Here is a 25,878-nt window from a genome sequence, read left to right on the forward strand (position 1 = left end):
GGAAACGTCAGAATTCCAAGGAGTCCAAGATGGACATTCACGAATACCAGGCGAAGGAACTTCTTTCGAAGTTTGGCGTGCCGATCCCGCGCGGCGGCCTCGCCTATAGCCCTGAGCAGGCAACCTATCGTGCGAGCGAACTCGGCGGCGCCGTTGTCGTAAAGGCCCAGATCCACTCTGGCGCCCGCGGCAAAGCCGGCGGCGTCAAGCTCTGCCGCAACGAGCGGGAAATCGAAGAAGCGGCCGAGTTCATGCTCGGCCGTAAACTCGTCACGCATCAGACGGGGCCGGCCGGCAAACTCGTCTCGCGCCTCTACATCGAGGAAGCGACGAACATCGACCGCGAAATTTATCTCGGCTTCGTGATGGATCGTGGCTCCGAGCGCATCGTCGTTGTCGCGTCCGCTGCCGGCGGCATGGACATCGAGGAAATCTCGGCGACCCAGCCCGACACCATCATTCGCGTGACCGTCGACCCGGCTGTCGGCATGCAGCAGTTCCAGGCGCGCGAACTCGCGTTCGGCTTGGGCGTCGATCCCGACATCGTCAACAAGATCGTGCCCGCGATCATGGGATGCTACCGCGCGTTCCGCGATCTCGACGCGATGATGGTGGAGATCAATCCGCTCGTTATCACCAAGGAGAAGCAGGTCCTCGCGCTCGACGCCAAGATGTCGTTCGACGAGAACGCGCTCTTCCGCCGTCCGCACATTGCCGAGCTACGCGACAAGAGCCAGGAAGACCCGCGCGAGACCTACGCGTCGGATCGCGGTCTGTCCTACGTCGGTCTTGATGGCGACATCGGCTGCATCGTCAACGGTGCGGGCCTCGCGATGGCGACACTCGATATGATCAAGCTCGCTGGCGGCGAGCCGGCGAACTTCCTCGACATCGGCGGCGGCGCTTCTCCGGAGCGTGTGACGAAGTCCTTCAAGGCCGTGCTTCGCGACAAGAACGTGCGTGCCATCCTCGTCAACGTCTTCGCGGGCATCAATCGTTGCGATTGGGTTGCGAAGGGCGTGGTCGATGCCGTCAAGGAACTTCAGATAACGATGCCGATCGTCGTTCGCCTCGCCGGCACGAACGTCGAAGAAGGCCGCAAGATCATCGATACCAGCGGTCTTACTGTGATAAGTGCCGAAACCCTGGCAGAAGCGGCGAAAAAAGCCGTCGAAGCAGCGAAAAAAGCGGCCTAATCGGGAGAAACGCACCAATGGCAATCTTCATCAATGAAAAGACGCCGATCCTGATCCAGGGCTTCACCGGACGCATCGGCACGTTTCACGCTCAAGAAATGATCGACTACGGTTCGAACGTCGTCGGCGGCGTGACCCCCGGCAAGGGTGGCACGTCCCACCTCGGCCGTCCGGTCTTCAACACCGTCAAAGGCGCGGTCGACGAAACCGGCGCGGAAGCCTCGATCGTGTTCGTGCCGCCGCCATTCGCGGCCGACGCCATCATGGAAGCTGCTGACGCCGGCATCAGGTACTGCGTCTGCATCACCGATGGCATTCCCGCGCAGGACATGATCCGCGTGAAGCGCTACATGCGGCGCTACAAGAAGGAAAGCCGCATGGTCCTGACCGGACCGAACTGCGCCGGAACGATTTCGCCCGGCAAAGCGATGCTCGGCATTATGCCGGGACACATCTACCTTCCGGGTCGCGTCGGAATTGTCGGCCGCTCGGGCACGCTCGGCTATGAGGCCGCCTCGCAGTTGATGGCCCTCGGCATCGGCGTCTCGACCTCGGTCGGCATCGGCGGCGACCCGATCAACGGCTCTTCGCACCGCGACGTGCTCGAAGCCTTCGAGAACGATCCGGACACCGATGCCGTTCTGATGATCGGCGAAATCGGCGGGCCGCAGGAAGCCGAAGCCGGCGTCTTCGCCCAGGAGCACATGAAAAAGCCGGTGATCGCTTACATCGCTGGTCTTTCCGCACCGAAGGGCCGCCGTATGGGCCACGCCGGTGCCATCGTCTCGGCGTTCGGTGAATCGGCTGCCGAGAAGGTCGAGATCCTCAAGGGTTGCGGCGTGACCATCGCGCCGACGCCTTCGGAGATGGGCGCGACGGTCGCCCAGGTCCTCGGCCAGAAAAGAAAAGTTGCCTGAGATCGGTCGAGGCCGGAGCGAAGTTTTGCCTCCGGCCTCCCTCTCCGGTACTCTATGTCATCGACTTCCGAATTCTGTCCCTCACGCATAGGGACGTGGAGCCTTGGTTATGCAGGATACGACGCCAGCTGTTGGCTCGACCAAACTCGACGAAACCGAGCTGATCAACGAGCTGAAGCGTCTCAGAAAGCAGATTCCCGACAACCCTTCGCTCAACCCGATTCTGAATGTCGGCTTTGATCTGTCGCGCCGGCTGGAATCCGGCGCCGTGTCATTTGACGAGGTCCGGGGTCTAGCGGGACGGCTGATGGACCGCGCCTGCGTTCGCCGGGCCCGGAGGCTCCGCGAAAAGATCGGCTATGTCGATCAGGCGACGACGCTCAAGGATTTCACGGCCTACGTCGAGAGGACGGCAAACGAAACCGGTAACTCGATCGAAGCCTTCGCCGAGCGGTGGTCTCGCGCCCGCACCGGCATCGTTCTGACGGCGCATCCGACCTTCGGTCTTTCCGATGCGCTTTATCGCCGGATGGTCGAGATCGCGATCTCCGATCCGGCGGCTGACGTGACGATCGGCTTGCCGCATCGGCCCGAACAGACGTTGACGTTGAAGCACGAGCACAAGTGCGCGCAGGACGCGATCCGCAATCTGCGCAACGCTTACGAAGAGCTGCTGCACGGCTTCTTCAGCGTGGCGTCGCAGAAGTTCGGCGAAGCGGCTTTCAAGCTGCGGCCGAAGCTGACGACGTTCGCGTCCTGGGTCGGTTACGATCTCGACGGCCGCACCGATATCGCCTGGTCGTTCTCCTTCGAAGTTCGTCTCCGTGAAAAGCGCGCCGCTCTGGCCGACGTTCGGGAACGCTTCGTCGTGTTGAAGCATAAGCTCGAAGGCGGAGATGCCGCTCAGCGCATCGCCCGCCAGATCGTCGGCAAGCTCGACCTCGGGATTGCCGCCGTCGATGAGCAGATCAAGGCGCTCGAGAGTTTCACGAACGACACCGAAGGTCTCGCACAGGCCGCCAACGTCATCACCAAGACAGACGGCTACAACCTGCTGACGGTCGAGCCGCTTCAAACGTTGTTCGACAATCTGATCGACGCCGTGGAAGCGCCGCAGATGAAGCGCGCGACGGCCGCTCTCGCCGGCCTCGTAGATGCGACCGGCCTCGGCATGTCGCACATTCATCTGCGCATCAACGCCCTGCAGCTTCACAATGCGTTTCGCGCTTACGTGCACGAGCCGTGGACTCGCGACCTGACGGAAAGCCAATCGCTGGCCCGCATCGTCGAGATGATCAAGAGCTGCACGCCGGAAACGGTGAACTTCGCGACGCTCGATCTCGAGACCGCAACTGCGATCCGCCAGTTCGCGCTCACCGCGCAGATCAAGAAGCATGTCGATAAGGAAACGCCGATCCGCTTCCTCATCGCCGAGTGCGAGTCGCCGGCGACAGTTCTGATCGCAGTCTTCTTTGCGAAGCTCTTTGGCGTCCAAGATATCACCGATATCTCGCCGCTGTTCGAAACGCCGTCGGGCCTCGAGAACGGCGCGCGCATCATGCAGCGCTTGGTCGAAGAGGAGGCCTATCGCGAGTACGTGCAGGGGCGGAAGCGTCTCAGCATCCAGACGGGCTTCTCAGACGCGGGCCGCTTCATTGGGCAGGTTCCGGCAACGCTCGCCGTCGAGCGCTATTACCACGGCCTCGCTTCCCTGGTGGGCAATGCGAAACTCGACAACGTCGAGACGCTCGTCTTCTCGACGCACGGCGAGTCCATGGGACGCGGCGCGCATCCGGGCAACCTCTACCGCCGGCTCCACTACGTCATGACCAACGAGGCGCGCCGCCGCTTCGGTGCCGCGAACATTCCCGTCAAGCACGAGACGAGTTTCCAGGGCGGCGACGGCTACATGTTCTTCGGCAACCGCGGGCTGACGACCCGGGCGCTGGCGACGATCGTGATGGACGGCGACATTCCGCCAGCTGAGACCGATCCGTTCTACTCGGAGCAGAATTTCAGCCTCGACTTCTTCCTTCGCCTTCGCGCCTTCCAGCAGAAGCTTTTCGCGCACGATGGCTATCGCGCCGTGCTTGGCGCGTTCGGCCCCAACTTGCTGTTCAAAACCGGCTCGCGGCCCGTGAAGCGCCAAGGTGATCACGCATCAGATCGCGGCAACCCCGCGCGCATGCGCGCCATCCCGAACAACGCGATCCTGCAGCAGTTCGGCTATATCGCGAACGTCGTGGCGGGTCTTGGCACCGCAGTCGGCGACGATCGCGAGCGCTTCAACAAGCTCGTGAAATCGTCGAAGCGGCTGCAATCGCTGCTGGCGATGATCGGCCACGGCAAGACGATCTCGAGCCTCAATGCGATGGATGCGAATTCGCAGGTCTTCAACGCGGGGCTTTGGGCCGCGCGCGCCTCTTGGGGCCGCGAGGAAGCATTGAGCAGCGCCTTCCGCACGCTCGCGACGCACCTGCTGCCGGACGACCGGCACGGCGACATCTCCGAGCTCGTGCATCTCCTTCGCCTCGACGCAATCGATTTGCATGCGATCCTGGCCGATCAGAATATCGAGGATGGCCTCGTGCCGGACGAAAACCGGCTTGAGCTCGATCTGATGCAGGCCATCAGGCTTGCGTTGATCATGCGCATCTTCATCCTCGCGGCTCAGCTGCCGCGATTTGCGCCGCAGGACGGCCTGTCCCACACGCAGGTTCTGGAAATGGCTCTGAGCCTCGAGATCCCCGAGGTCTTGAGCATTTTGCGCCGAGCCTTCCCGCATGACGCGAAAAATCTCGCTGGCAAGACCTTCGACGAGTCCGCCAGCTATCGCCCGCGCGGCATCGACGACTATGCGCGTCTCGAAACCGAGATTCTGACGCCGATGGAAATTTCCTATGAGTTCGTGCGCGAGATCGGCACCGGCATCTCGCATCACTTCGGCGCGTTCGGCTGATCCTTCAGCCGTTCGCCTCGCCGCGGCCGAGCGTTCGCTGACGCGATTACTTTAGATCGTTCGCGAGAAGCGCGAAGACTTCGCCCTGGCTGGTTTCGCTGTCGAGCCACAGGAACGGCAGGTCCGGCCGGGACGTTTCGAGTGCGTCCTGGCCCGCGCCGATCTCGACGATGAGACTTCCCGCAGGCGAAAGCCGGCTCGGTGCACCGTCCAAAATTTTTCTTACGAGATCCATCCCATCCTCGCCGCCGAGATGCGCAATCGTTGGCTCGGCCTGATATTCGGGAGGAAAAGCAGCAACCGCGGCCGCTGTTACATAAGGTGGATTCGAGATGATGAGATCATAGGTGGCGGCAGGAATCCCCTCAAAGAGGTCCGCTTTGAAAAGGTACACGCGATCGTCGAGGCCATACGCGTCGATGTTGCGTTTCGCGACAGCCAGCGCATCCACTGAAATGTCGCTAGCGTCGACTCTAGCATTCGGGAACGCTTCTGCTGCGAGAATGGCAAGGCAGCCGGACCCAGTGCAAAGATCGAGCACGCGCCGAACCGCGAGCGGATCAGGCACGATTGCCGCCAGCTGATCCTGCACCAACAGTTCGCCGATGAAAGAGCGTGGCACGATCACGCGCTCATCGACGTAGAACTTGTGCCCCTGAATGTAGGCGCTGTTCGTGATGTAGGCCGCGGGCTTGCGTGTCTCGATGCGCATCGCAATCACGGCGTCGATGCTTTCGCGTTCCGCAAGGGTCAGCCGGCAATCGAGCCAGGGATTGATGTCGTCGATCGGAAGATCGAGCGTCGCGAGAATGAGGTAAGCAGCCTCGTCGACCGCGTTCGTCGTGCCATGCCCGTAGCTGAGCCCCGCACGGGTCATCGACGTCACGGCGTATCTCAGCCAGTCCCGAACGCTAACGAGTTCTTCGATCGGCGTGTGCGGGAGGTTAGCTGTCATGACGATAGACTTTTGAGCGGCAGTCTCAAGCCGTCGCAGGAAGCTCATCAAACCCGATCAAACGGCGCTGGTCCTCGTCCCAAAGCTTGAGGCGCGCGCACCGGATGCTGTCGCGGAGCGTCAGACGGTTGATCGATTTCAACTCCGGGCTTCCCTCGAGGCAAGCCGACAGACGGTAGTTCGGAATCGTGCTGTTGAGGTGGTGAATATGGTGCAGGCCGATGTTGCCCGTGAACCAGTTCAGAATTCTCGGCAACTTGTAATAGGAAGATCCGAGCAGCGCTGCGACCTGGAAATCCCAGCCCTCGGCCTTGTCCCAAGTCGTCTCTTCGAATTGATGCTGAATGAAGAACAGCCAGCCGCCCGTCGCCGATGCGAGATGCAGAACCGGCAATCCGACCCACAGCACATTGGCAAAGCCGAAGAAGTAGCAAAGGGGCGCATACAGCCCGACCAGGCCCAAGTTGAGCGCCATAACGCTCTTCCAGGTATCGCGCGGCGGCAGCGCGTGAAACCACGGCAACCGGTGCAGAATAAGGAAGTAAGCAGGCACGCCCACGCCGAACAGGAACAGCGGATTGCGATAGAGTTTGTAATGAAGCTTCCCGAGTTTCGAGAGCTCCTGATATTCCCGGACCGTAATGGTGTCGATGTCGCCCGCTCCGCGACGGTCGAGATTGCCCGACGACGCATGATGATGCGCATGTTCCCGGCGCCACAACCCATAGGGCGTCAGCGTGAACACGCTCATGCAGCGCCCGACGAAATCGTTGAGGCCTCGCGACGAGAAGAACGAGCCATGGCCGCAATCGTGCTGGATGATGAAGGCGCGAACGACGAGACCCGCAGCCGGAAGCGCGAGGAGCAATGTTGCCCAGTAAGCATGCTCGACGGTTGCGAACATGAGGCCGACGATAAGTACGAGCGGCACGAACGTCGTCAGCAGTTGCTGAACGGCGACGTGGGGGATCGATCCGCGGAATTTCTGGCAGTGAGCCGCGAGCCGGCGAACGCGCTGCTTCTGCGTTTCGGGCAAGGGCGCCTGCGGCGCGGCTGCCGTCAGCGTGTCGCCGATCGAAACGTGGGCGCGACTTTCCGCACGCAAAGGCTGCTTAAGGCTCAAGTTCAAAGCTCGTCCCCCAGGAGTGGAATCGACAACAGTCCGCCCGATGGCGTCGCGTAGCATATTCGACGTGCTTCGCGAAACGCTGTTGACGTCATTTGCTTGAGGAATGCGCGCGCAGTGACGCATTTCTAGCGCAAAACGCTCATGTTTATGGGCCAGCGCATTTAGGTGCGAAAAAAAGAGGGCCGGATTGTGCCCGGCCCTCCTGATTCTTGGGTTTCGCGTCCATTCGCGCAAACCCTGGTAAATTACGCCCTAGTAATGCTGGCCCCAGATTTCGACGATGGCGGAGCCTTTACCCCTCGCAGACGAGTCGAAGAAGCGCGACCTGTATTTGGCTTCGATGTGATCGACAGACTGGCGGCGCTTGCCTCTGAGATCGATCGGACCATAGGTGCCGCCGGCATCCACCCTCGTCCGTACGGGAATGACTTCCTCTTCGCCGTCCGAGTAGACGACTTTCACCTCGTTGAGGGTAATCGCACGATCGCGAACCGTAACGCGGATGCGCCGGAAACCGCCTTCGTTGCTGCCGACCGGGATGATGTCCTTATCGAACCCGATGAAGCCGGCGGTCTGTGCGCCGAGCAGCACCCAGCCCTGGTTATACTTGCGGCCTTCGCCATTCGGTCCGAGCCACCCCGGAGCGTATTGTCCGAAGACTTCGATCCGGGCTTGCCCGTTGAAGCTCGGCCGCGAACGATAGACGAGCTGGATCTCTTTGATGAAGCGGTCGCCTCTGAGATCGATCCAGTTGGTACGCGAGTTCTTCGGAATATCGGCGTTGACTGCGAGCGTGTCGCTTTCACCGTTCGCGTAGACAACCTTCATTTCGTTGATGTGAATGTCGTTATCAAGCACCCGCAACCGGATCTTCGCGAACTTGCCGACTTCGTTGCCGACGCGGATGACATCGCGGTCCGTCAGGAAGCCGACGTATTGGGCTCCGAACAGCACGTCGCCGCCGCCGGTCGCTTGCCCGGGCCTGGCAGGCGTTGCGACGGGAACCGTCGGCCGGACTGGAAGATCGCCCGAAGATACGTTTCCGCGTCTGTCGTCACGGTCATAGCGATCGCGATCGTAGCGATCCGAAGGGCCGCGCCCGCTCCGGTCCATCGCCCGGCCGTCCCGGTCCTGAATGCCGATGATCTGCAGCCGTCCGCGGCCGTAGCCGGGCGTCTGCTCGATGATGATCTGGTCGATGAATTTGCTGTCGTAGGTCTCGTTGATGGGCCGGCTGCGCTCGCCCCAGTACATGTCGATCTGGCGGTCCTCATTCCAGACCGAGCCGTCGCTGTAGACAATCTGCACCTTCTGCACATCGAAGAGCTTGCCCATCGCATTTTTGATGCGAATGCCTTTGTAGGCGCCCTTCGCTTGGCGAACGTCGATCGTGTACTTATCGAGCGACAAGTCGACGTCCGATTCCGAAATCAAGATCAACTGATCGCCATAATATTGATGATGGTGTCGGTAGTGCCGGGCTTCGGCCGCCGTGAGCACGCCCGTGGCCAGAACGGCGCACAGCCCTAGAACCAGTCTCCCCAACATAAACATAACCCCTCTGGTTACTAAACGCCCGTGCCCCAAGTGGGCGCACTCTAGCGGCGGCCGAATCAAAAAGGCAGCGGGCAGACCAACGTTCCGCTCAACGGGAGTGGACGTGGTGTGAATCTGCAACACAAGCTTCTGGTTGTTATCTCCGTGGGTTGTGTCATTCGAATAAGAAATTGATTTTCAGGGCTCAGCTACATTCCGTTGAGACTTTTTCCTCGCTCCCCGGCCACCCGATATGCGTGAGAAGCCAGTACGATTTGCTGAGGTGGAGCGCGTCGAAGACGCAACACTGGTTGACCGATCGCGAAGTGTGTCCGCCACGGTCTTGCGACTCCTACGACTGTAGGCTGTATTGTCCGTACAGAGAGCTATGCGCCACCTTTTGATCCCCTTGGCGCAAATTCTTCACTCGCGACCCGCAGTCTCCCCCGGCTGCGGGATTTTTTTTGCGTCGGGGACGGCCGGTCCGGATTCAGGACCGGTCCGACGACGAAAAGCCGGCGGCTTTGGCCTCATCCTCGCTGCAAAACCACCGCTCGCCGCGTTCCGGCCGCACCTTGGCGCCGGCATAGGCATCCGACCACGGCAAAGCGTAGATCTTTGACGACGCCCGGACGACGCCTTTGATCGGACAACCGTCTGGTGCTTGCCGCTTGGCCGCTTCCCACGTCTGGTCGCGCCAGGCTTGCGGGCGGACCACCTCACCCTGCCAGATGCCCGTTTTGGCGTTGCGTGCTGCAGTTTCCTCGCTGCCGAGCGAGCTGAAATACGAGCTGACGGCGAAGACGTACCCGTTACGCACCATCAGCGTTGCGATATCCGAGCCGTCGATGGCGCACTGCGCGAGCGCGCGACCGGCATCGTCCTGCCCGGACCGGGTGCAGGTCACGACGCGTCCGCGGATAATTTTGCTGAGGCCCGACCGCGCCGCCGCCGCGCAATTCCATTTGCGGCCGTTCGCCCGGTAGCAGGGCTGGAGCGCCGAAGGCGCCTCGATCCCGTCGATACGAACGGTGGTGCCGTCGACCCGTATGACATCGCCGGTTATCGCCGCTGCCTGACCCGAAATCTCGGATGAAATCGTCACTTGCCGCGAACCGCTGCCGCTCGGCGCGATATCGACTGCGGCAGCGCCGACGCCGTCAGCGCTGCGAAGCATAGGGCCGCCCGCGTAGATCAGCCCGATAACCAGCGCCGCGGTAACGAGATGATGAGCCTTGATCGGGAAATTGCGGGCGACATCCGGCAGCATCTTCGCCTTGTTGCGCGCCGCATCAATTGGAACGCGCAGAGCTTCACGCAGCGGCTGCAAAAGCCCGCCAAGCGAATCCTTTACGACCCCCCAGAAGAACTGCATCCAGCGCGAAAGCTCGGCAAAAGCGGCTACCGAGAAATCAAGAAGCGCTTCCGCGAGGAACGAGAGCAATCGCGAAAGCTTTGAGCGAGCGGCGGTAACACCGGCGCGGCCCGCTTCGACGCCGGCGTCCGCAGCGTTCTTGATCTTGGAGGCCGCGGCGACGCGGATGTCCTCGGCACGGCGCTGCCGGTCTGCACGGCGCACGAGAACCGTCGTGCGCACATACTCTCGCCATTCGAAGCCTTCGCTACGTCTACGCCACCCGAACATCGAGCGCTCCTCCCAGCATGATGATTCGCTCTAGTCAGTTTGGGGCGAATGATGGCGTCCCTTTGTCGCCAAAGTAGTCGCCAAAGCGCAGCCCCCAAGTATCGGAGCAAGTTTCCGAGGCATTCCGCAGATCTTATCGCGACGCGCCAGCTGGTTTAGCGAAGGCATCCGCCACCCGCAAGCACGCGCGGGCAACCCTCAACGGCAAAGCTCAATTGCGTTGTGCGATCTGTGCTTCCGGCAGCGACCAGAACCTGACGACGCCATCCTGACCACCCGTCAGAAGCGTATGTCCGTCGATGGAGAAAGCAACGGTCTTCGCGCCCGAACCGGTACCGGTCAGCGGAAGATAGGATCGGAGCCGCTTCAGGCTTCTGATCCGCACGACGCCGTCCTCCGACGCGGACGCCATCAAATCGTCGGAACCTGAAAACGCGAGGGACGTGATGCGCGCGGTGTGGCCGCCGAGCGAACGCTGCATGCGATAGGAATTCATCGACAGAAGCTTGATCGAGCCGTCGAGGCCTCCCGCGGCGAGCATCGTCCCGTCCTGCGAGAACGCGAGCGCTGTGATGTAATCGGAATTGTTCCGATAGATCCGTCGCGTATCGCGTGCGTCCGCGTTCCAGATTCGGATGGCGCGATCAGCGCCTCCCGATGCGATCCACTGGCCAGCCGTATCAGAGGCAATGGCCTGAACGGCGTTATCATGCCCTTCGAGGACGGCAGCCGGAGCGCTCTCGGAAGCTGTCTCCCACACTGCGACGCTCCAGTCGTGGCTTGCCGCGACGATGCGGTCCTCCGAACCGGCGAATGCTACGGACCATATCGTCGCGTCATTGCGCTTGAACCGGAAAAGCCGATGCCGCGATTCCAGATCGTAGACCGCAATCGCGCCGTTGGCATGCCCGGTCACAACCCGGTTGTTCCGCACCGCGAGCGAGGTCGCGGCTCCATCTTCAAGCGGGATCGTGCCCTGCTGATAGTGGGAATCATACGACCATATTTTAAGCGTCGGCTCTCCCGACGCCGTCACGATCAAACGTCCGTTGCCGCTGAGGGCGAGTTCCTCGATGGCACTGTCGAATGCCTTGATCTCGGCAGTCTGCGTCAGCGACGGATCGGCAGTGGTGGCGGGTTTCGAGATCGTGCCCGTGGTGATGGCATTGCCGCGAGTCATGAGGACTTGCGGAATGCGATCGTGATAGGCAAACGCGACGCCCGCGACCGCCGCGGCGATCATCAGCCGCGTCGTCAGCCGCCGCAGGAACGGGCGCCGCGCAACGTCCGGCTTCGGACGGATCTTCGGTTTGGACTTGACCTTCTCGGCGACGGCGCGCGGCGGCGGAGGCAATGGCGGCAGTTTCTCTACCGGTTTTGCCTTCTCAGCCTTGGCCCTCTCGGCTTTGGCCTTCTCGGCCTTCGACTTTTCCGCGCGGGACGTTTTCTTCGCAGCTGCCGGCGGTGGTGCTGGGGGAGCTGCCGGAGGCGGCGCAGCCTGAGCGGCTTGCCGCTTCGCCGCCGAAGGGCTCTTCAAGGCATCGACGAAATCCAATAGCACGCCTTTGGGGCCAGGCGCATCGGGTGGCGGCGGCACAGGCGTCATGGTGACGGCCTCGGCCGCGCGCTGCGCCTCGTCGCTGCGGCGGCGAACTTCCGTCTTCTCCTTGAAGCGTTGGAAGAGACCGGGTTTTTCTGGCTCGGGGGCCAGAAGTGCGCCCCGCCATGCCGCGACCGATTGCGGACGTCCATCCGGCGTCAGCGAAAGAGCTTGTTGAATGGCGTCGAGGAACGTCGCGCGGTACCCGCCGAGCGCGGCATCGCGAACCGGGATCATCTCGTCCTTCAGCATCCGCGACGGCGAGTCGGGCGGCCGTTTTCCGGTCACCGCATGATAGAGGGTCGCCGCGAAGGCGTAGATATCGGTCCAGGCGCCCTGTTGACGGCTCGTTTCGGCATACTGCTCGTAGGGGCTGTAGCCGGGTTTGACGAGCGCCGAGACGGTCTTCGTCTTCGAATGAGCGGCGATGTCGCTCCGCGCCGCGCCGAAGTCGATCAGCACCGGATCGCCGTTGTTCCGGATGATGATATTGTCGGGCGCGATATCGCGATGCAGGAAATCCGCTTTGTGGATCACCTCGAGCGCATCGAGCAATGGTGCTACGATTTGATCGAGCTCTTTCTGGCGCGGCGCCCGCCCGAGGTCTTTGAGCCAAGCCTTGAGGTTCTTCCCTTCTTCGAAGCGCAGCACCATGTAGGCGGTGTTGTTCGCCCGGAAGATCCGGTGCACCTTGACGATGTTGTGATGGTCGAACTTCGCGAGCGTCTGCGCTTCTTCGATGAAGCGATCGAGCCCCCAATTGTAATCGCCTTTACAACCTTCCGAGCGCGGCGTCGCCTCCAGGCTCTCCGTTCGAAGTGCGAAATCGCTGGGGAAATATTCTTTGATGCTGACTTTACGCGTCAACTCGGGCTCGTCCGCAAGATACGTGACGCCGAAGCCGCCCGCGCCGAGAACGCGCACGATTTTATAATCGCCCGCGAGCTCCGTGCCGTCCGGTAAAGCGACAAGCTGCGTCATGATCCTCGTGCGCGTGCCGTCCGCGCGCTCGTGATGAAGGGCCTCGGATCGTCCTGACGAAGGCTGCCGGACGAAGTGCTAATCTTGTCTCTGTTTTGTCCCAATGGCGCAAGAATGTGGCGTATCGACGGGCGATGAACCCGTGATGAATAAATCCCCATGGTGTCGCCTTTGGGCCATGTTGCCGCCGCCATCTGCAAACCTTATTCGCCCGACGCGATTTGGGCACGAATCATATGCACGAGCTTTCCAGAACTCGATGCGCCGTAGCGGGTACGGCGATTCTCTCGGCCATGGCAGTCTTGACTTTCCCCGCGCACGCAAGCGGCGCAGATACTGTGATCGATACGTCCCTCCGCTTCGCGCGTGGGGCCGGAACATTATTTTCTGACGGCTATCGGGCAGCGCCCGCATTGATGCTCGGCGTTGTTCTCGCGACGGTTTTGCCGCTTCTGACGATGTTCATGAAAATATCGGAGCCGCTTCGCCGCTCCCCTGAGGCGACATTGCGCTACCGGCCCGGGCGCAACGAAAAATTCGATGCGGAGGTTGCGAATACTCTCGGCAGCCGCAACAGTCTTCCCTTCGTCGAAATCGAGAGCAAAGGCGCCAAAACGCGATGTGCGATCCCGCGTGACATGCTTCGAATCGGCCGCGAACACGATAACGACATCCGGATCTCGAGCCGGTCCGTGCATCGCTATCACGCAGCGATCCATCGTGATTCTGACGATTGGCACATCACCGACCTTACGGGCGTGGAAAGCAACGGTTTGATCGTCAACGGCAGACGCTGCTGCGAAGCGCGCCTCAACGACGGCGACCTGATCGAACTCGGTCCTGGGAAACTCCGTTTTCGCGCCGGGTTCGGATAATGCTCGGTTTGCGGTCAAGGTTCCGTCCAGGTTCCGGTTCAAGCTTCCGGGGAACAGTGTGGCGTTGAGGCAGTCTGTGCTTGTTCAAATGGGAGGAAGATTTTAATGACGATCGAGCGCGGGGAGACGACGGCGGGAAAAGAGGCCAAAGCCGTGAAACAGCATAAATTTTTGGGCTCGTTGCGGGACGCGTTGATGGCTGCGGGCCGCGATGATACCGCGCCGGCCGGAGCCGCACGCGCCAACCCCGCCGCTCCTCCGCCAGCCGCTGTCGCAGCGCCGGCGGCCACGGCGGCAGAAAAGGCGCCGCCACCTCCCGCACCCGAGATTCCAAGTGCCGAGGAAGCCGCACGTTTGGCGCGCACCCCGCCGGAGCCCAAAATGCCCGATCGCGTCGCTGGTCCGAATGAGGCTGATCCGCCGCCGACCACCCGCGTCATCCGCCCGGACCCCGCCGCCAAGCCGCGGAAAGTCGAGCCTGAAGCGCCCGCACGGACAGTTCTCGTCCGCGGCAAACAGAAAATCGAACATGGCGTATTCGAGCGCGATCCCGTGGTCGGCTTCCTGATCGTCGTCGGCGGCCCCGGCCTCGGCTCCTACCGGCCCATTTTCGAAGGCAACAACACCGTTGGCAGGTCCGCCGATAATCGCATTCCGCTCGACTTTGGCGATGAGACTATCTCGAACGAAGCGCAGGCATATGTGCGCTACGATTCCAGCGATCGGTCTTTCCTCTTCGTGCCAAATCTTGCTAAAACGAATGTCGTTTCAGTGAACGATAAGCGACCGGCAGGCCCCGTGCCGTTGCAGCCGATGGACGTAATAACATTCGGACGCACGCAAGTCGCATTCCTGCCGTTCTGCGGCAGCGACTTCGACTGGTCCGAGATATCCGAAGCTTAAGGATCGAATGCCGCCGTTCGAGCACGCAATCGCCGCGACGCGCGGAGCCCGAGATTATCAGGAAGATACGGCTGCCTTCATGTCTGAGGGCGGCGAGCCTGTCGCTATGTCGAGCGAAGGCCCCGGCTACGATCGAGGCGGGTTTGCGGTTCTCGCCGATGGCATGGGCGGGCATGCCGGTGGCGCGCTCGCGAGTAAAACGGTCTGCGAAAATTTCCTGGAGTTCGTCGCCTCGGCCCCGGGCGAGGTGGGTGAGCGCCTCGTTTCCGGATTAGGCGCAGCAAATGCCGCGGTCGCCTCCAAAATTGCCGAGAACCCGCTCCTTGCGGGAATGGGATCGACACTCATTGGCGCCGCTTTCGGACCGGCCGGCATCGAATGGGTCAGCGTCGGTGATAGCCCGCTCTTTCTATTCCGGCGCGGCGAGGTGGCTCTCCTGAACGAAGACCATTCACTCGCGCCCGAACTCGATCGGATGGTCGCCGAAGGCAAGTTGACTGCCGCGGAAGCGCGTCATGATCCGCGTCGCCACATGTTGCGATCGGCGGTCACGGGCGAAGAAATCGATCTTCTCGATGTCTCGCAACAGCCATTGAAATTGGAGCCTGGCGATTATGTCGTCTTGGCGAGCGACGGTATTGCGACACTCGAGACGGGTGAAATCGCTCGCCTCATTCAGGGCTATGCGAAGGATGGTGCGGCCGCCGTCGCCAAAGCCATAATCCGCGCGATCGAAGCATTGCGCGAGCCCTATCAGGACAATGCGACCGTGCTCGTCGTCAGAGCCGTCGGCTGAACGCGTTTCGCGAAATTTTTATTTCAATTCGATGTTGCTTCGTGCGCGCACGGAGGTGAGGAAGCTATTTTCCGAATGCCTGCAACTTATTGATCGAGATTGCATCCGTATGTCGCTCGCGAACCTTACGCAAATGTATACTGGCCGCCAGAAACTGGCAAAGAACCTTCCGTATTGAGCGCTGCCTTACGGCCGTCATGGCCGAAAGAAACGCGAAGGAGAGACACATGATTTCCAAGATTCTCAGCGGCGCAGTTGTTGCTGGTCTTCTGTTGGCCGTTTCGGCTCCGGTCGTCGCTTATGCCGACGATGCAGCTCCGAAGACCAAGGCCGACTGCAAGAAGGCCAAGGGCACGTGGGATAAGGCCACGAAAACCTGCACCGTGAAGAAGTAAGTTTCGAAAATTTCGATTTTCAGAGAAAGCAGTGGGTTCGGGAACCCGCTGCTTTTTTGTTTTGCCCAAAAGCCGGATTTCAAGCGTCGCGAAAGTCGGTGGCAAGATTACGAATATGTGACGCGATATGCGGCTGCTTGGACGCGAGACGATGGAAATCGTCCCGTTGCAGCTTCAGCAATCGGCATTTTGACGATGTGATGACAGCATCTCTGTGCACGCTCTCATCGAACATGGCCGCAACACCGAAGACATCGCCCGCCACATAAACGCGCTCGCCGTCGTCAGTGCGCGTTTCAAGTTTTCCCGATGCGATGAAGTACACGGCGTCGCCGGGCGCTCCTTTCCTCACCACTTCGAAGTTCGGCGGAAGATTGTGCGCCTGGAGAAGAGGCATGATCTCGGCGGCCTCCCTCGCGTCGAGGCGCGCCAACAAAGGCACGCGCGACATCAGTGACCACGTAACGACGAAGTCGCGCCGTTGCAGCTCCTGCGCGAAGCCCGTGGAAATGATGGCGACCGGCAGCGCGAGAATGCACAGTCCAGTGATCATCGTGATGCCGCCAACGACTTTTCCAAGGGCCGTTACCGGCGCCGCGTCGCCGTAGCCGACCGTTGTCAACGTCGCGATCGCCCACCACGCCGCGTCCGGTACGCTGCCGAATTTTTCCGGCTGCGCTTCCCCTTCGACGTAATACATCAGCGTTGCCGAGAAGAGCAGCGCAGCAGCCAGCAGTAGCCCGGCGCCGAGCAGCGCGCGGCGCTCGTTCGAAAGCACGCGAATGAGCGTGTACATCGCAGGCGAGTAACGGGAGAGCTTCAGGAACCGCAGCAGCCGCAGCGTCCGCAGCACGCGCAGGTCCATTGCGAAAAGACTGCTGAGATAGAATGGCAGGATCGCGAGAAGATCGATGACCAATCCCGGCTGCCGCGCGAGTTTCAGCCGGGCAAGCCACGGCCCGGTGCGCGACAGATAGGGAACTTCGACCGCGGTCCAAAGCCTCAACAGATATTCGACGGTGAAAATCGCGACCGAGAAACACTCGAAATAATAAAATTCGCGTCCCCACATCGCTCTGAGCTTCGGCACGGTCTCGGCAACGAACGCGGCGACATTCAGCAGAATGAGGAACACGATAAAGGAATCGAAGAGCTTGCTCGTCCAACTCTCGCCGTGGCCGGTCTCGATGACCTCGTAAACGCGCCGGCGTAGAGTTTTTCTCTGCGGCGCGCGCGGCGCGTATTCGAACGACAGATCGGTAAGTTCCTGCAAAGCGTCTTCCCCCTGCGCGAGCGAGTGCCAGGCTCTCGCGCCTCTCTCCCAAAGTGCCGCGACGCGGGAGGATCTTGCGCCATTTCGCTAACTAAGGCATCAGCGGACGTCCCGCCGGATACCCAAGCCAAAACTGGATTTTTGGCCGCAGGTGCTTGGCGTGCCACGCTTGGCAGTCCAATATCCCGGCTCGCCCCACACTATTGGCGCACTGCCAATAAAAAAAGATATCTCGGAGGAAAACCCGTGTCTGTGAAGTCCGACATTGAGATTGCGCGCGAAGCAAAGATAAAGCCGATCGCCGAAGTCGCAGCCAAAATCGGCGTGCCGTCGCATGCGCTCATTCCGTACGGATGGACCAAGGCGAAAGTCTCCACCGCTTACATCGATCAGATTCAAGCCAACAAAGACGGCAAGCTGATCCTCGTCACGGCGATCAGCCCGACGCCGGCGGGCGAGGGCAAGACGACGACGACGGTCGGCCTCTCGGACGGCCTCAACTACATCGGCAAGAAGGCGATCGCGGCGCTGCGCGAACCGTCGCTCGGGCCGTGCTTCGGCGTCAAGGGCGGCGCCGCCGGCGGCGGTTACGCCCAGGTCGTGCCGATGGAAGACATCAACCTCCACTTCACCGGCGACTTCCACGCCATCACCAGCGCCCACAATCTGCTGTCGGCCCTGATCGACAACCACATCTACTGGGGCAACGCCCTCGGCATCGACCAGCGCCGCGTCGGCTGGAAGCGCGTCCTCGACATGAACGATCGCGCGCTGCGCTCGATCGTTAACTCGCTGGGCGGCGTCTCGAACGGCTTCCCGCGCGAGGACGGCTTCGACATCACCGTGGCCTCCGAGGTCATGGCCATCCTCTGCCTGTCGAAGGATCTCAAGGACCTCGAGACCCGCCTCGGCAACATCATTGTCGCCTACACGCGCGACAAGAAGCCGGTCCGCGCCCGCGATTTGAAGGCCGACGGCGCGATGACGGTGCTGCTCAAGGATGCTCTGCAGCCGAACCTGGTGCAGACGCTCGAGAACAACCCGGTCTTCATCCACGGCGGCCCGTTCGCCAACATTGCCCACGGCTGCAACTCGGTGCTGGCGACGAAGACGGCGATGAAGCTCGCCGATTACGTCGTCACCGAAGCCGGCTTCGGCGCCGATCTCGGGGCCGAGAAGTTCTTCGACATCAAGTGCCGCAAGGCCGGCATCGCGCCGTCCGCTGTCGTCATCGTCGCGACCGTCCGCGCACTGAAGATGCACGGCGGCGTCGCCAAGGATGATCTCAAGGCCGAGAACGCGGCAGCGGTGGCCAAGGGCTGCGAGAACCTCAAGCGCCACATCGAGAACATCAACAAGTTCGGCGTCCCGGCCGTCGTCGCCGTCAACAAGTTCATCACCGACACCGACGCCGAGATCGCCGAGGTGCAGAAGGCCGCCGAAAGCATGGGCACGAAGGCGTTCCTGTGCACGCACTGGGCCGACGGCGGCAAGGGCACGGAGGCGCTGGCGCATCACGTCGTCAAGGTGATCGACGACGGCAAGGCCAACTTCAAGCCGCTCTATCCGGACGACATGAAGCTGCGCGACAAGGTGAGGACGATCGCGACGGAAATCTATCGCGCCGCCGACATCGCCTGCGATGCGAGCGTCGAAACGCAGTTCAAGGACTTCGAGGCCGCGGGCTTCGGCCACTTCCCGGTGTGCATGGCGAAGACGCAATACTCGTTCTCGACCGATCCGGCGAAGCGCGGCGCGCCGACCGGCCACATCGTGCCGATCCGCGAGCTGCGGTTGTCGGCCGGCGCCGAGTTCATCGTCGTCGTCACCGGCGAGATCATGACCATGCCCGGCCTGCCGAAGGTGCCGTCGGCCGACTCGATCCGCCTCGACGACAAGGGTCAGATCCAGGGATTGTTCTGAGACACCCTATCGTTATCTTCGGCCGAGCGAACGCGATGGCCGGAGAATGACGAACATCGAGACATATCAGTCATACGGGGCAGGTCGTATCGCGGCCTGCCCCGTTGCTATAGGAAGAGCGCACTTTCCTTCTGAGTTGATCCCCCGCCGAATGCGCCTTCTCCCGATCCTAGCCGCGAGCTGTCTCGTCAGTTCGATGTCGATGCGGATCCTTGATCCCGTCGTGCCCGACATTTCGCGCGGCCTCGGCGTCGATACCGCCTCCGTCGCGATGCTCGCATCGTATTTCGCCTTCCCCTATGCGCTTGCTCAGCCCGTGCTCGGAGCCCTCGGCGACAGCTTCGGCAAAGCTCGCATTATCAAGATCGCGCTTCTGATCGTCGCTCTGTGCCTGGCAGCCGCCGCCGCGGCGCCGACGTTCGATATGCTCGCCATCGCGCGCCTCATCGGCGGGGCAGCTGCGGGCGGGATCATCCCGCTGGCGTTTGCAATCGTCGGCGATGCATTTCCGATGCATGAACGGCAGATCGCGTTGTCCCGCGTTTTGACTGCGATCATCACCGGGAATCTCGCGGGCTTGATCGGCGCAGGCTTCGTCGCAGCCGAGTTCGGCTGGCGGATTTCCACGATGACGGCGGCAGGATTGGCGCTGGCGGCGCTTGTCGTGACAGTCTGGCAGCTGAAGCCGCCTGCTCCTTCAAAACCCGTACAGAGGAAGCGCGGAGAATTCTTCGACGGTTACCGTGAAGTCTTTGCCAATCCACGATCGGTCGTTTGCTTTTCGGCCGTGTTCGTCGAAGGCATCGTGATATTCGGACTCTTTCCGTACGTCGCGGTTCTGCTCGAGCAGCGTGGCGCCGGAGGCCTGAAGGAAGCCGGCATCGTCCTCTCCGGCTTCGCCATCGGCGGCTTCATCTACACCTTCTTGGTGCGGTTCATGCTCGGCCGGCTCGGCCTTTACAACCTGATCATGTCCGGAGGAATGGTTTCGGGCCTCGGGCTGGCAATGCTGTCGTTCGGGACATCCTGGCCAGCCGAAATGGAGCTGTTCGTAATCGTCGGCATCGGCTTCTACATGATCCATAATTCTCTTCAGACGCAGGCAACTGAGCTCGCGCCCCGCTATCGCGCCTCAGGGGTCGCGGCGCATTCGTTCTTCGTGTTCCTGGGTCAGGCCTTCGGTCCATTGCTGTACGGGCTCGGGCTTGCCGGCGCAGGCACGCTTTGGACGATGCTGCCCGCGGGTGCCGTCATGGGGCTGCTCGGCGTCGTCACCGCCTGGGGTCTGAAATCGAGATCGGCAGCGCCCGTCCCCGGTGTCGCCGATCCGGCGCAGATTTAGGGCTCAATTCCGCGCAAGCAGACGCCGCCAACGCATTGGCGGCAATGCCGGAATTTTATGCTAAGAAGGCCGTCAGCTGCATATTTGACAAGCAAAGGTAAGGTGATGTGAGCCGCTAGACCCAGCATTTCCAGGGTTCGCGTGAATTGGCCTGGGGTTTGCGATGCCTATCCGAAAAGAATCGTGACGGGAGGGTGGTCTTGGTCGCGGCATTCGACGAAATGAACGGCTTCGGCGGCGAAGTTCGCGCTCCCTACCGCGCGCTTGCCGAGTGGCTCGGTGTTCAGCATCTCGATACGCTTCGACAGAAGTCGGCCGAGGCGGAAGTACTCTTTCGCCGCTCCGGTATAACCTTCGCTGTCTACGGCGCCGAAGAGGCCGGCGAGCGCCTCATTCCGTTCGACATCCTGCCACGCATCATCTCGGCCGAGGAATGGCGTCGCCTCGAACTCGGTATCGAGCAGCGCGTACGTTCGCTCAATGCGTTTTTGTACGACATCTACCACCGCCAGGAGATCCTGAAGGCCGGCAAGATTCCCGAAGAGCTCATCACCCAGAACTCCGCCTTCCTGCCGGAGATGATCGGCGTCGACCCGCCCCGCGGCGTCTACAGCCACATCATCGGCGTTGATCTCGTCCGCACCGGCGAGAACGACTTCATGGTTTTGGAGGACAACACCCGCACGCCGTCCGGCGTCTCCTACATGCTGGAGAACCGCGAGACGATGATGCACCTCTTCCCCGACCTCTTCAGCCGCAACCGGGTACGGCCCGTCGAGAACTATCCTGACGCCCTGCTGAAAACGCTCGAAAGCGTTGCGCCCGGAAATCTCGATGCCGAGCCGACGATCGCGCTGTTGACGCCGGGCGTCTACAACAGCGCCTATTTCGAACATTCGTTCCTCGCCGACCAGATGGGCGTTGAGCTTGTCGAAAGCACCGATCTTGTCGTCATCGACGGTTTGCTCCGGATGAAGACGACCGAGGGGTTGAAACGCGTCGACGTGCTTTATCGGCGCGTTGACGACGACTTCCTCGATCCGCTCGTTTTCGATCCGACATCGTTGCTCGGCGTGCCCGGAATATTCGATGTCTATCGTTCCGGCCGGGTGACGATCGTCAACGCCCCGGGCGCCGGAATAGCCGACGATAAGGCGATCTACAGCTATATCCCGGCGATTATCGAGTTCTACACCGGCAAGTCGCCGATCCTCGCCAACGTCGAGACGTACAACTGCCGGGAACCCGCGAGCCTCAAGTATGTGCTCGAGCATCTCCCCGAACTCGTCATCAAGGAAGTTCACGGGTCTGGCGGCTACGGCATGCTCGTCGGTCCGAAATCGACCAAAGAGCAGATCGAAGCTTTCCGGGCGAAGCTGATCGCCAATCCGACGAATTATATCGCCCAGCCGACGCTTTCGCTGTCGACATGCCCGACGCTCGCCGACTCGAGCGTCGCACCCCGGCATCTCGACTTGCGTCCCTTCGTGCTCATTGGCGATCAGGTGCGGCTGATGCCGGGAGGGTTGACCCGCGTTGCTCTGAAAAAGGGCTCGCTGGTGGTCAACTCGAGCCAGGGCGGCGGCACCAAAGATACTTGGGTGCTGCAGGAATAGCTTCGGAATGCTTGGACGTACGGCAAACGATCTCTACTGGCTGTCGCGCTACATCGAGCGCGCTGAAAATATCGCGCGTCTTCTCGAGGTCGGCTATCGCATCGTGCTTCTGCCGCGCGAGGGCGAAGGCTTCCATGAGGAATGGCGATCGACGCTGGAAAGCGCGGGCTGCGTGCAAGGCTACATGCAGCGGCACGGCGAGCTCATCTCGCAGAACGTCGTCGACTATATGCTGTTTGATACATCGAATCCGTCGAGCATCGCATCGTGTCTTGCAAACGCGCGCCGCAACGGCCGCGCTCAGCGCACGGCCTTAACGCGCGAAATGTGGGAAAGCTTGAACAGCTCCTGGCTCGAGTTCTCGGCAATCCGGCCCGTAACCGTCACATCGAATTCGCTTCCAGAGCTTCTCGACTGGGTGCGCTCGCGCTCCGCGCTCTATCGCGGCGCGCTGCTGAACACGATCCTGCGCAACGACACTTATTATTTCAGTCAGGTCGGCACCTTCATCGAGCGCGCCGATAGCACCGCGCGTATCCTCGACGTCAAATACTATCACCTCTTGCCGTCGAGCGAGATGGTCGGCAGCGAGAAGGACAACTATCAGTGGGCGGCGTTGTTGCGTTCCGTTTCGGCGCACCGCAGCTATCGTTGGGTTTTCAAGGATCACTATCGTCCGCTCAAGATCGCGGATTTCATGATCTTGAATCGGCAGATGCCGCGCTCTCTTCGCTCATGCTACGACGAGCTGACGGCAGCTCTTCGCGATCTTGCTGTGTTTTATGGCGCGCGGCACGACTGCCAGATGACCGCCGAGGCAACGCGCGATCTGCTGCTCGAAGCTGACATGCACAACATTTTCCAATCCGGACTGCATGAGTTCGTGCAGGATTTCATAGGCCGCAACAACAAGCTCGGGAACGAGATCTCCGCCGCGTATCACTTCAGCGATTGAGGATCGACGATGCGCATTTCGATTGGGCATGTGTCGCGTTACGTTTATAGCGAGCCGACCAAATATTCTATTCTGGCGCTGCGCCTCACGCCGCCGTCGTTTCAAGGTCAACGCGTCGTCGAATGGCGCGTCAGCGCTCCGGGTGTCGATGCTGTGAAGTGCTTTCGCGACGGCTTCGGCAATATGGTCCATCTCGCGAGCTGCACTGAGGAACACTCGGAATCGCTGATCATCGCTAAGGGCGTTGTCGATACGGAGGACAAGGCCGGCATCGTGCGTGGATTGGCCGATCCGGCGCCGATCCGGGTCTATCGCCGCCAGACCGCGAAGACGACGGCGACCAACGAAATCCGTGCCCTCTGCCGTGCCGCGGGCGCGAAGCCGGACATCCGCGGAATGCACAGCCTGATGTATGCCGTGCGCGACGCAGTTGACTACAAGATTGGTGCGACGAACGCGCACACGACGGCTGCCGAGGCGTTGGCGGAAGGCCAGGGCGTCTGCCAGGACCATGCGCACCTGTTCATCGCGGCCGCGCGATCGCTCGATATTCCGGCCCGCTACGTCAGCGGCTATTTTCTGTCCGGCGCGGACGAGCCCTCCGACGCGAACCACGCCTGGGCGGAAGTCTGGCTCGAGGGCCTCGGATGGGTTGGCTTTGACCCCGCTAATCGGATATGTCCCACGGAGAAGTACGTGCGGCTCGCTTCGGGGTTGGACGCGACAGATGCGGCTCCCATTCGCGGCTCTCGAAAGGGCGTCGCGAATGAGGAGCTGGACGTCATCGTCGAAGTTCAGCAGCAGAGCAGCCAGCAACAGTAGGCGCCTGCGACTCCGGAGTTTTTTGCATGACATACGCGGTAGCGTTGCGCCTCGAGGGCGGACTCGTATTCGCGGCCGATACGCGGACCAATGCCGGCGTCGACAACATTGCTCAATACAAAAAGCTGCAACTCTGGCGCCGCCCGGGAGACCGCGTTTTGGTTCTGCTCGCCGCGGGCAATCTTGCAGTGACCCAGGCTGTGATCAGTCTGCTGAATGAGCATCTCGCGGAAGAGACGGGTGAAGATTCAGCGACGCTCGATACCGCGCCCAACATGTATCGCGCCGCACGAGTCGTCGGGGACGCCATTCGCGAAGCACGCCGCATCGATGGCGCCGCGCTGGAGGCGAGTAAGCTCGGCTTCAATACCAACTTCATCTTCGGCGGCCAGATCAAAGGCGAAAGACCGCGCCTGTTTCAGATCTATCCGGAAGGAAATTTCATCGAGGCGACGGACGACACGCCCTTCTTCCAAATCGGCGAGCACAAGTACGGCAAGCCAATATTGGATCGCGTCGCGCGCTCCGACATGCGCCTCGGCGAGGCCGCAAAGCTCATACTTCTCTCGTTCGACTCGACGCTCAGATCGAACCTGTCCGTCGGCATGCCGCTCGATCTCGTGATCTACGAGCGCGATACGCTCGACGTGACGCGCGAGAAGCGCATCGGCGCGGACGACGAATATTTTCGCAAGCTCTCCGGCGCCTGGTCCGATGCGCTGCGTCAGGCATTCTCCAAGATCGAAGAGTTCGACGTCTGATCGGTCGCGTCCCCGGGATGTGATTGATTAACGGACGTAAACCGCTGCAATTTCGAACCCGCCGCGCCGGATTGGCGCTTTGCATAAGTGAAATCTATGTTGCACCCCAGCAAAATTGCAGCGACTTGCTTATGCACGCTTTGCGTTGAAAGTGCAGTCTCGCTTCTGTCGATCAAGTAAGCTTAGATGTGTCCAGCGCAATGAAGGGCAGGTGAGCGCTGGAAGGATAGAATGGGCTTCCCGACACTCAAAGAGTATCTCTCGAATTGGACGCTTGACGGCCGCACGCGTGGTCAGGTCGCGGACACCATTCTCGCCATTGCCGACGCGAGCGCCCGTCTCTCGGATATCATCGGGCGGGGTGCACTCGGCGGTAAACTCGGGCGCGTGGTTGCCCGTGCAGGCGAGGTCGACGAGCAGAAGGAAGTTGATGCTCTCGCCAACGGCATGATCATCGATGCGCTGAAATCTCAGCCCGTTGCGGCACTCGCGTCCGAGGAAGCCGCGGAGCCCATCGCACTCCAGAACGATGCGCCGCTCCTGGTTGCGACAGACCCGCTGGACGGCTCGTCGAATATCGATGCCAACGTGTCGGTCGGGACGATTTTCTCGATCCTTCCGCGTCATCCGTCCTCGACGCGCGAGGCAGCATTTTTGCGCCCGGGTTCGCATCAACTTGCAGCGGGCTTTTTCGTGTACGGCCCGCAGACGGTGCTGGCGCTCACCGTCGGCCACGGCACCCAGATCTTCACGTTCGATAAGGAAACCCGGACCTTCCATCTGACGACGCGCAACGTCGCGATTGCGCCCGAAGCTGATGAGTACGCCATTAACGCTTCCAACGCGCGCCACTGGGACGATCCGATCCGCATCTATATTCACGACTGCGAAAACGGCGCCAACGGCCCCCGCGGGCACGATTTCAACATGCGGTGGACGGGCTCGCCGGTAGCGGACATTTATCGAATACTCTCCCGTGGTGGCATTTACCTTTATCCCGGTGATCGCCGGAAGGGGTTCCACCAGGGGCGCATCCGGTTGATTTACGAAGCCAATCCGTTGAGCTGGATCGTAGAGCAGGCGGGTGGAAGAGCGACGACGGGAAGAGAGCGTGTGCTGGACGTCGTGCCGGCAGCCCTCCATCAAAAAACGCCGCTGATCTGCGGCTCACGGGACGAGGTGGACCGAGTGATGCGCATCTATAGCGGCCAGGAATTCAAGGGCGAGCGTTCGCCGCTATTCGGTCGGCGAGGCTTGTTCCGAGCGCTGCCATGAGCTTGTCCGTCGAAAGCTTACCTC

At 61.2% G+C, this 25,878-nt stretch carries 20 protein-coding genes; 14 read left to right on the plus strand and 6 right to left on the minus strand.

Features of this window, described 5'->3' with window-relative positions:
- Positions 1 to 29 precede the first annotated feature (29 nt).
- The 3 genes from AB4Z24_RS12780 (at position 30) to AB4Z24_RS12790 (ending at position 5,072) form a co-directional block, all read left to right on the plus strand.
- Positions 30 to 1,196 (plus strand): malate--CoA ligase subunit beta, encoded by a 1,167-nt coding sequence (locus tag AB4Z24_RS12780; protein ID WP_441708641.1) that lies wholly within the window; start codon positions 30 to 32, stop codon positions 1,194 to 1,196.
- A gap of 17 nt (positions 1,197 to 1,213) precedes the next feature.
- Positions 1,214 to 2,113 (plus strand): succinate--CoA ligase subunit alpha, encoded by a 900-nt coding sequence (sucD, locus tag AB4Z24_RS12785; RefSeq protein ID WP_290994369.1) that lies wholly within the window; start codon positions 1,214 to 1,216, stop codon positions 2,111 to 2,113.
- A gap of 109 nt (positions 2,114 to 2,222) precedes the next feature.
- Positions 2,223 to 5,072, plus strand: coding sequence for a phosphoenolpyruvate carboxylase (locus tag AB4Z24_RS12790; RefSeq protein WP_441708643.1), 2,850 nt, complete (start codon positions 2,223 to 2,225; stop codon positions 5,070 to 5,072).
- Between the two features lie 46 nt (positions 5,073 to 5,118).
- Here AB4Z24_RS12790 and prmB read toward each other — a convergent pair whose 3' ends face one another.
- The 5 genes from prmB to AB4Z24_RS12815 form a co-directional block, all read right to left on the minus strand.
- On the minus strand, positions 5,119 to 6,027 hold the full coding sequence (gene prmB, locus AB4Z24_RS12795) for a 50S ribosomal protein L3 N(5)-glutamine methyltransferase (RefSeq protein WP_441708645.1): 909 nt from the start codon (positions 6,025 to 6,027) through the stop codon (positions 5,119 to 5,121).
- A gap of 25 nt (positions 6,028 to 6,052) precedes the next feature.
- Positions 6,053 to 7,156 (minus strand): fatty acid desaturase, encoded by a 1,104-nt coding sequence (locus AB4Z24_RS12800; RefSeq protein WP_441708647.1) that lies wholly within the window; start codon positions 7,154 to 7,156, stop codon positions 6,053 to 6,055.
- Positions 7,157 to 7,408: 252 nt separating this feature from the next.
- Positions 7,409 to 8,704 (minus strand): DUF2541 family protein, encoded by a 1,296-nt coding sequence (locus AB4Z24_RS12805; RefSeq protein ID WP_441708649.1) that lies wholly within the window; start codon positions 8,702 to 8,704, stop codon positions 7,409 to 7,411.
- Positions 8,705 to 9,182: 478 nt separating this feature from the next.
- Positions 9,183 to 10,337 carry a thermonuclease family protein gene (locus tag AB4Z24_RS12810; protein WP_441708651.1) on the minus strand — a complete coding sequence of 385 codons (1,155 nt, stop codon included), beginning with the start codon at positions 10,335 to 10,337 and terminating at the stop codon, positions 9,183 to 9,185.
- Between the two features lie 211 nt (positions 10,338 to 10,548).
- Positions 10,549 to 12,918 carry a protein kinase domain-containing protein gene (locus AB4Z24_RS12815; RefSeq protein WP_441708653.1) on the minus strand — a complete coding sequence of 790 codons (2,370 nt, stop codon included), beginning with the start codon at positions 12,916 to 12,918 and terminating at the stop codon, positions 10,549 to 10,551.
- Between the two features lie 293 nt (positions 12,919 to 13,211).
- On the opposite strand from AB4Z24_RS12815, the gene AB4Z24_RS12820 reads away from it, so the two are divergent.
- The 4 genes from AB4Z24_RS12820 to AB4Z24_RS12835 all read left to right on the plus strand — a co-directional run bounded on the left by AB4Z24_RS12820 (position 13,212) and on the right by AB4Z24_RS12835 (position 15,887).
- Positions 13,212 to 13,793, plus strand: a complete 582-nt coding sequence (locus AB4Z24_RS12820) for an FHA domain-containing protein (protein WP_441708655.1) — start codon at positions 13,212 to 13,214, stop codon at positions 13,791 to 13,793.
- Between the two features lie 105 nt (positions 13,794 to 13,898).
- The gene (locus tag AB4Z24_RS12825) at positions 13,899 to 14,696 is read left to right on the plus strand and encodes an FHA domain-containing protein (RefSeq protein WP_441708657.1); all 798 of its coding nucleotides are present in this window, start codon (positions 13,899 to 13,901) and stop codon (positions 14,694 to 14,696) included.
- Between the two features lie 7 nt (positions 14,697 to 14,703).
- Positions 14,704 to 15,492, plus strand: coding sequence for a PP2C family protein-serine/threonine phosphatase (locus tag AB4Z24_RS12830; RefSeq protein ID WP_441708659.1), 789 nt, complete (start codon positions 14,704 to 14,706; stop codon positions 15,490 to 15,492).
- 227 nt (positions 15,493 to 15,719) lie between these two features.
- The gene (locus tag AB4Z24_RS12835) at positions 15,720 to 15,887 is read left to right on the plus strand and encodes a hypothetical protein (RefSeq protein WP_290994389.1); all 168 of its coding nucleotides are present in this window, start codon (positions 15,720 to 15,722) and stop codon (positions 15,885 to 15,887) included.
- A 79-nt stretch (positions 15,888 to 15,966) separates the two neighbouring features.
- Here the strand turns inward: AB4Z24_RS12835 and AB4Z24_RS12840 are convergent, their stop codons facing one another.
- On the minus strand, positions 15,967 to 17,160 hold the full coding sequence (locus AB4Z24_RS12840; RefSeq protein WP_441708661.1) for a cyclic nucleotide-gated ion channel: 1,194 nt from the start codon (positions 17,158 to 17,160) through the stop codon (positions 15,967 to 15,969).
- 246 nt (positions 17,161 to 17,406) lie between these two features.
- Here AB4Z24_RS12840 and AB4Z24_RS12845 point away from each other — a divergent pair, with 246 nt between their 5' ends.
- The 7 genes from AB4Z24_RS12845 to AB4Z24_RS12875 all read left to right on the plus strand — a co-directional run bounded on the left by AB4Z24_RS12845 (position 17,407) and on the right by AB4Z24_RS12875 (position 25,854).
- Positions 17,407 to 19,083 carry a formate--tetrahydrofolate ligase gene (locus AB4Z24_RS12845; RefSeq protein WP_441708663.1) on the plus strand — a complete coding sequence of 559 codons (1,677 nt, stop codon included), beginning with the start codon at positions 17,407 to 17,409 and terminating at the stop codon, positions 19,081 to 19,083.
- A gap of 151 nt (positions 19,084 to 19,234) precedes the next feature.
- Positions 19,235 to 20,425 (plus strand): MFS transporter, encoded by a 1,191-nt coding sequence (locus AB4Z24_RS12850; protein ID WP_441708665.1) that lies wholly within the window; start codon positions 19,235 to 19,237, stop codon positions 20,423 to 20,425.
- Between the two features lie 221 nt (positions 20,426 to 20,646).
- Positions 20,647 to 22,041: a circularly permuted type 2 ATP-grasp protein gene (locus tag AB4Z24_RS12855; RefSeq protein WP_441708813.1), complete on the plus strand. Its 1,395-nt coding sequence runs from the start codon at positions 20,647 to 20,649 to the stop codon at positions 22,039 to 22,041.
- Between the two features lie 7 nt (positions 22,042 to 22,048).
- Complete coding sequence (locus tag AB4Z24_RS12860; protein ID WP_441708667.1) at positions 22,049 to 22,996, plus strand: alpha-E domain-containing protein; 948 nt, start codon at positions 22,049 to 22,051, stop codon at positions 22,994 to 22,996.
- A 9-nt stretch (positions 22,997 to 23,005) separates the two neighbouring features.
- Positions 23,006 to 23,818, plus strand: a complete 813-nt coding sequence (locus tag AB4Z24_RS12865; RefSeq protein ID WP_441708669.1) for a transglutaminase family protein — start codon at positions 23,006 to 23,008, stop codon at positions 23,816 to 23,818.
- 26 nt (positions 23,819 to 23,844) lie between these two features.
- Complete coding sequence (locus AB4Z24_RS12870) at positions 23,845 to 24,579, plus strand: peptidase (protein WP_441708671.1); 735 nt, start codon at positions 23,845 to 23,847, stop codon at positions 24,577 to 24,579.
- Positions 24,580 to 24,810: 231 nt separating this feature from the next.
- Positions 24,811 to 25,854 (plus strand): class 1 fructose-bisphosphatase, encoded by a 1,044-nt coding sequence (locus tag AB4Z24_RS12875; protein WP_441708673.1) that lies wholly within the window; start codon positions 24,811 to 24,813, stop codon positions 25,852 to 25,854.
- The last annotated feature ends 24 nt before the right edge of the window (positions 25,855 to 25,878 follow it).

The organism is Hyphomicrobium sp. 2TAF46 (genome assembly GCF_052114865.1).
Lineage (GTDB): Bacteria > Pseudomonadota > Alphaproteobacteria > Rhizobiales > Hyphomicrobiaceae > Hyphomicrobium_B.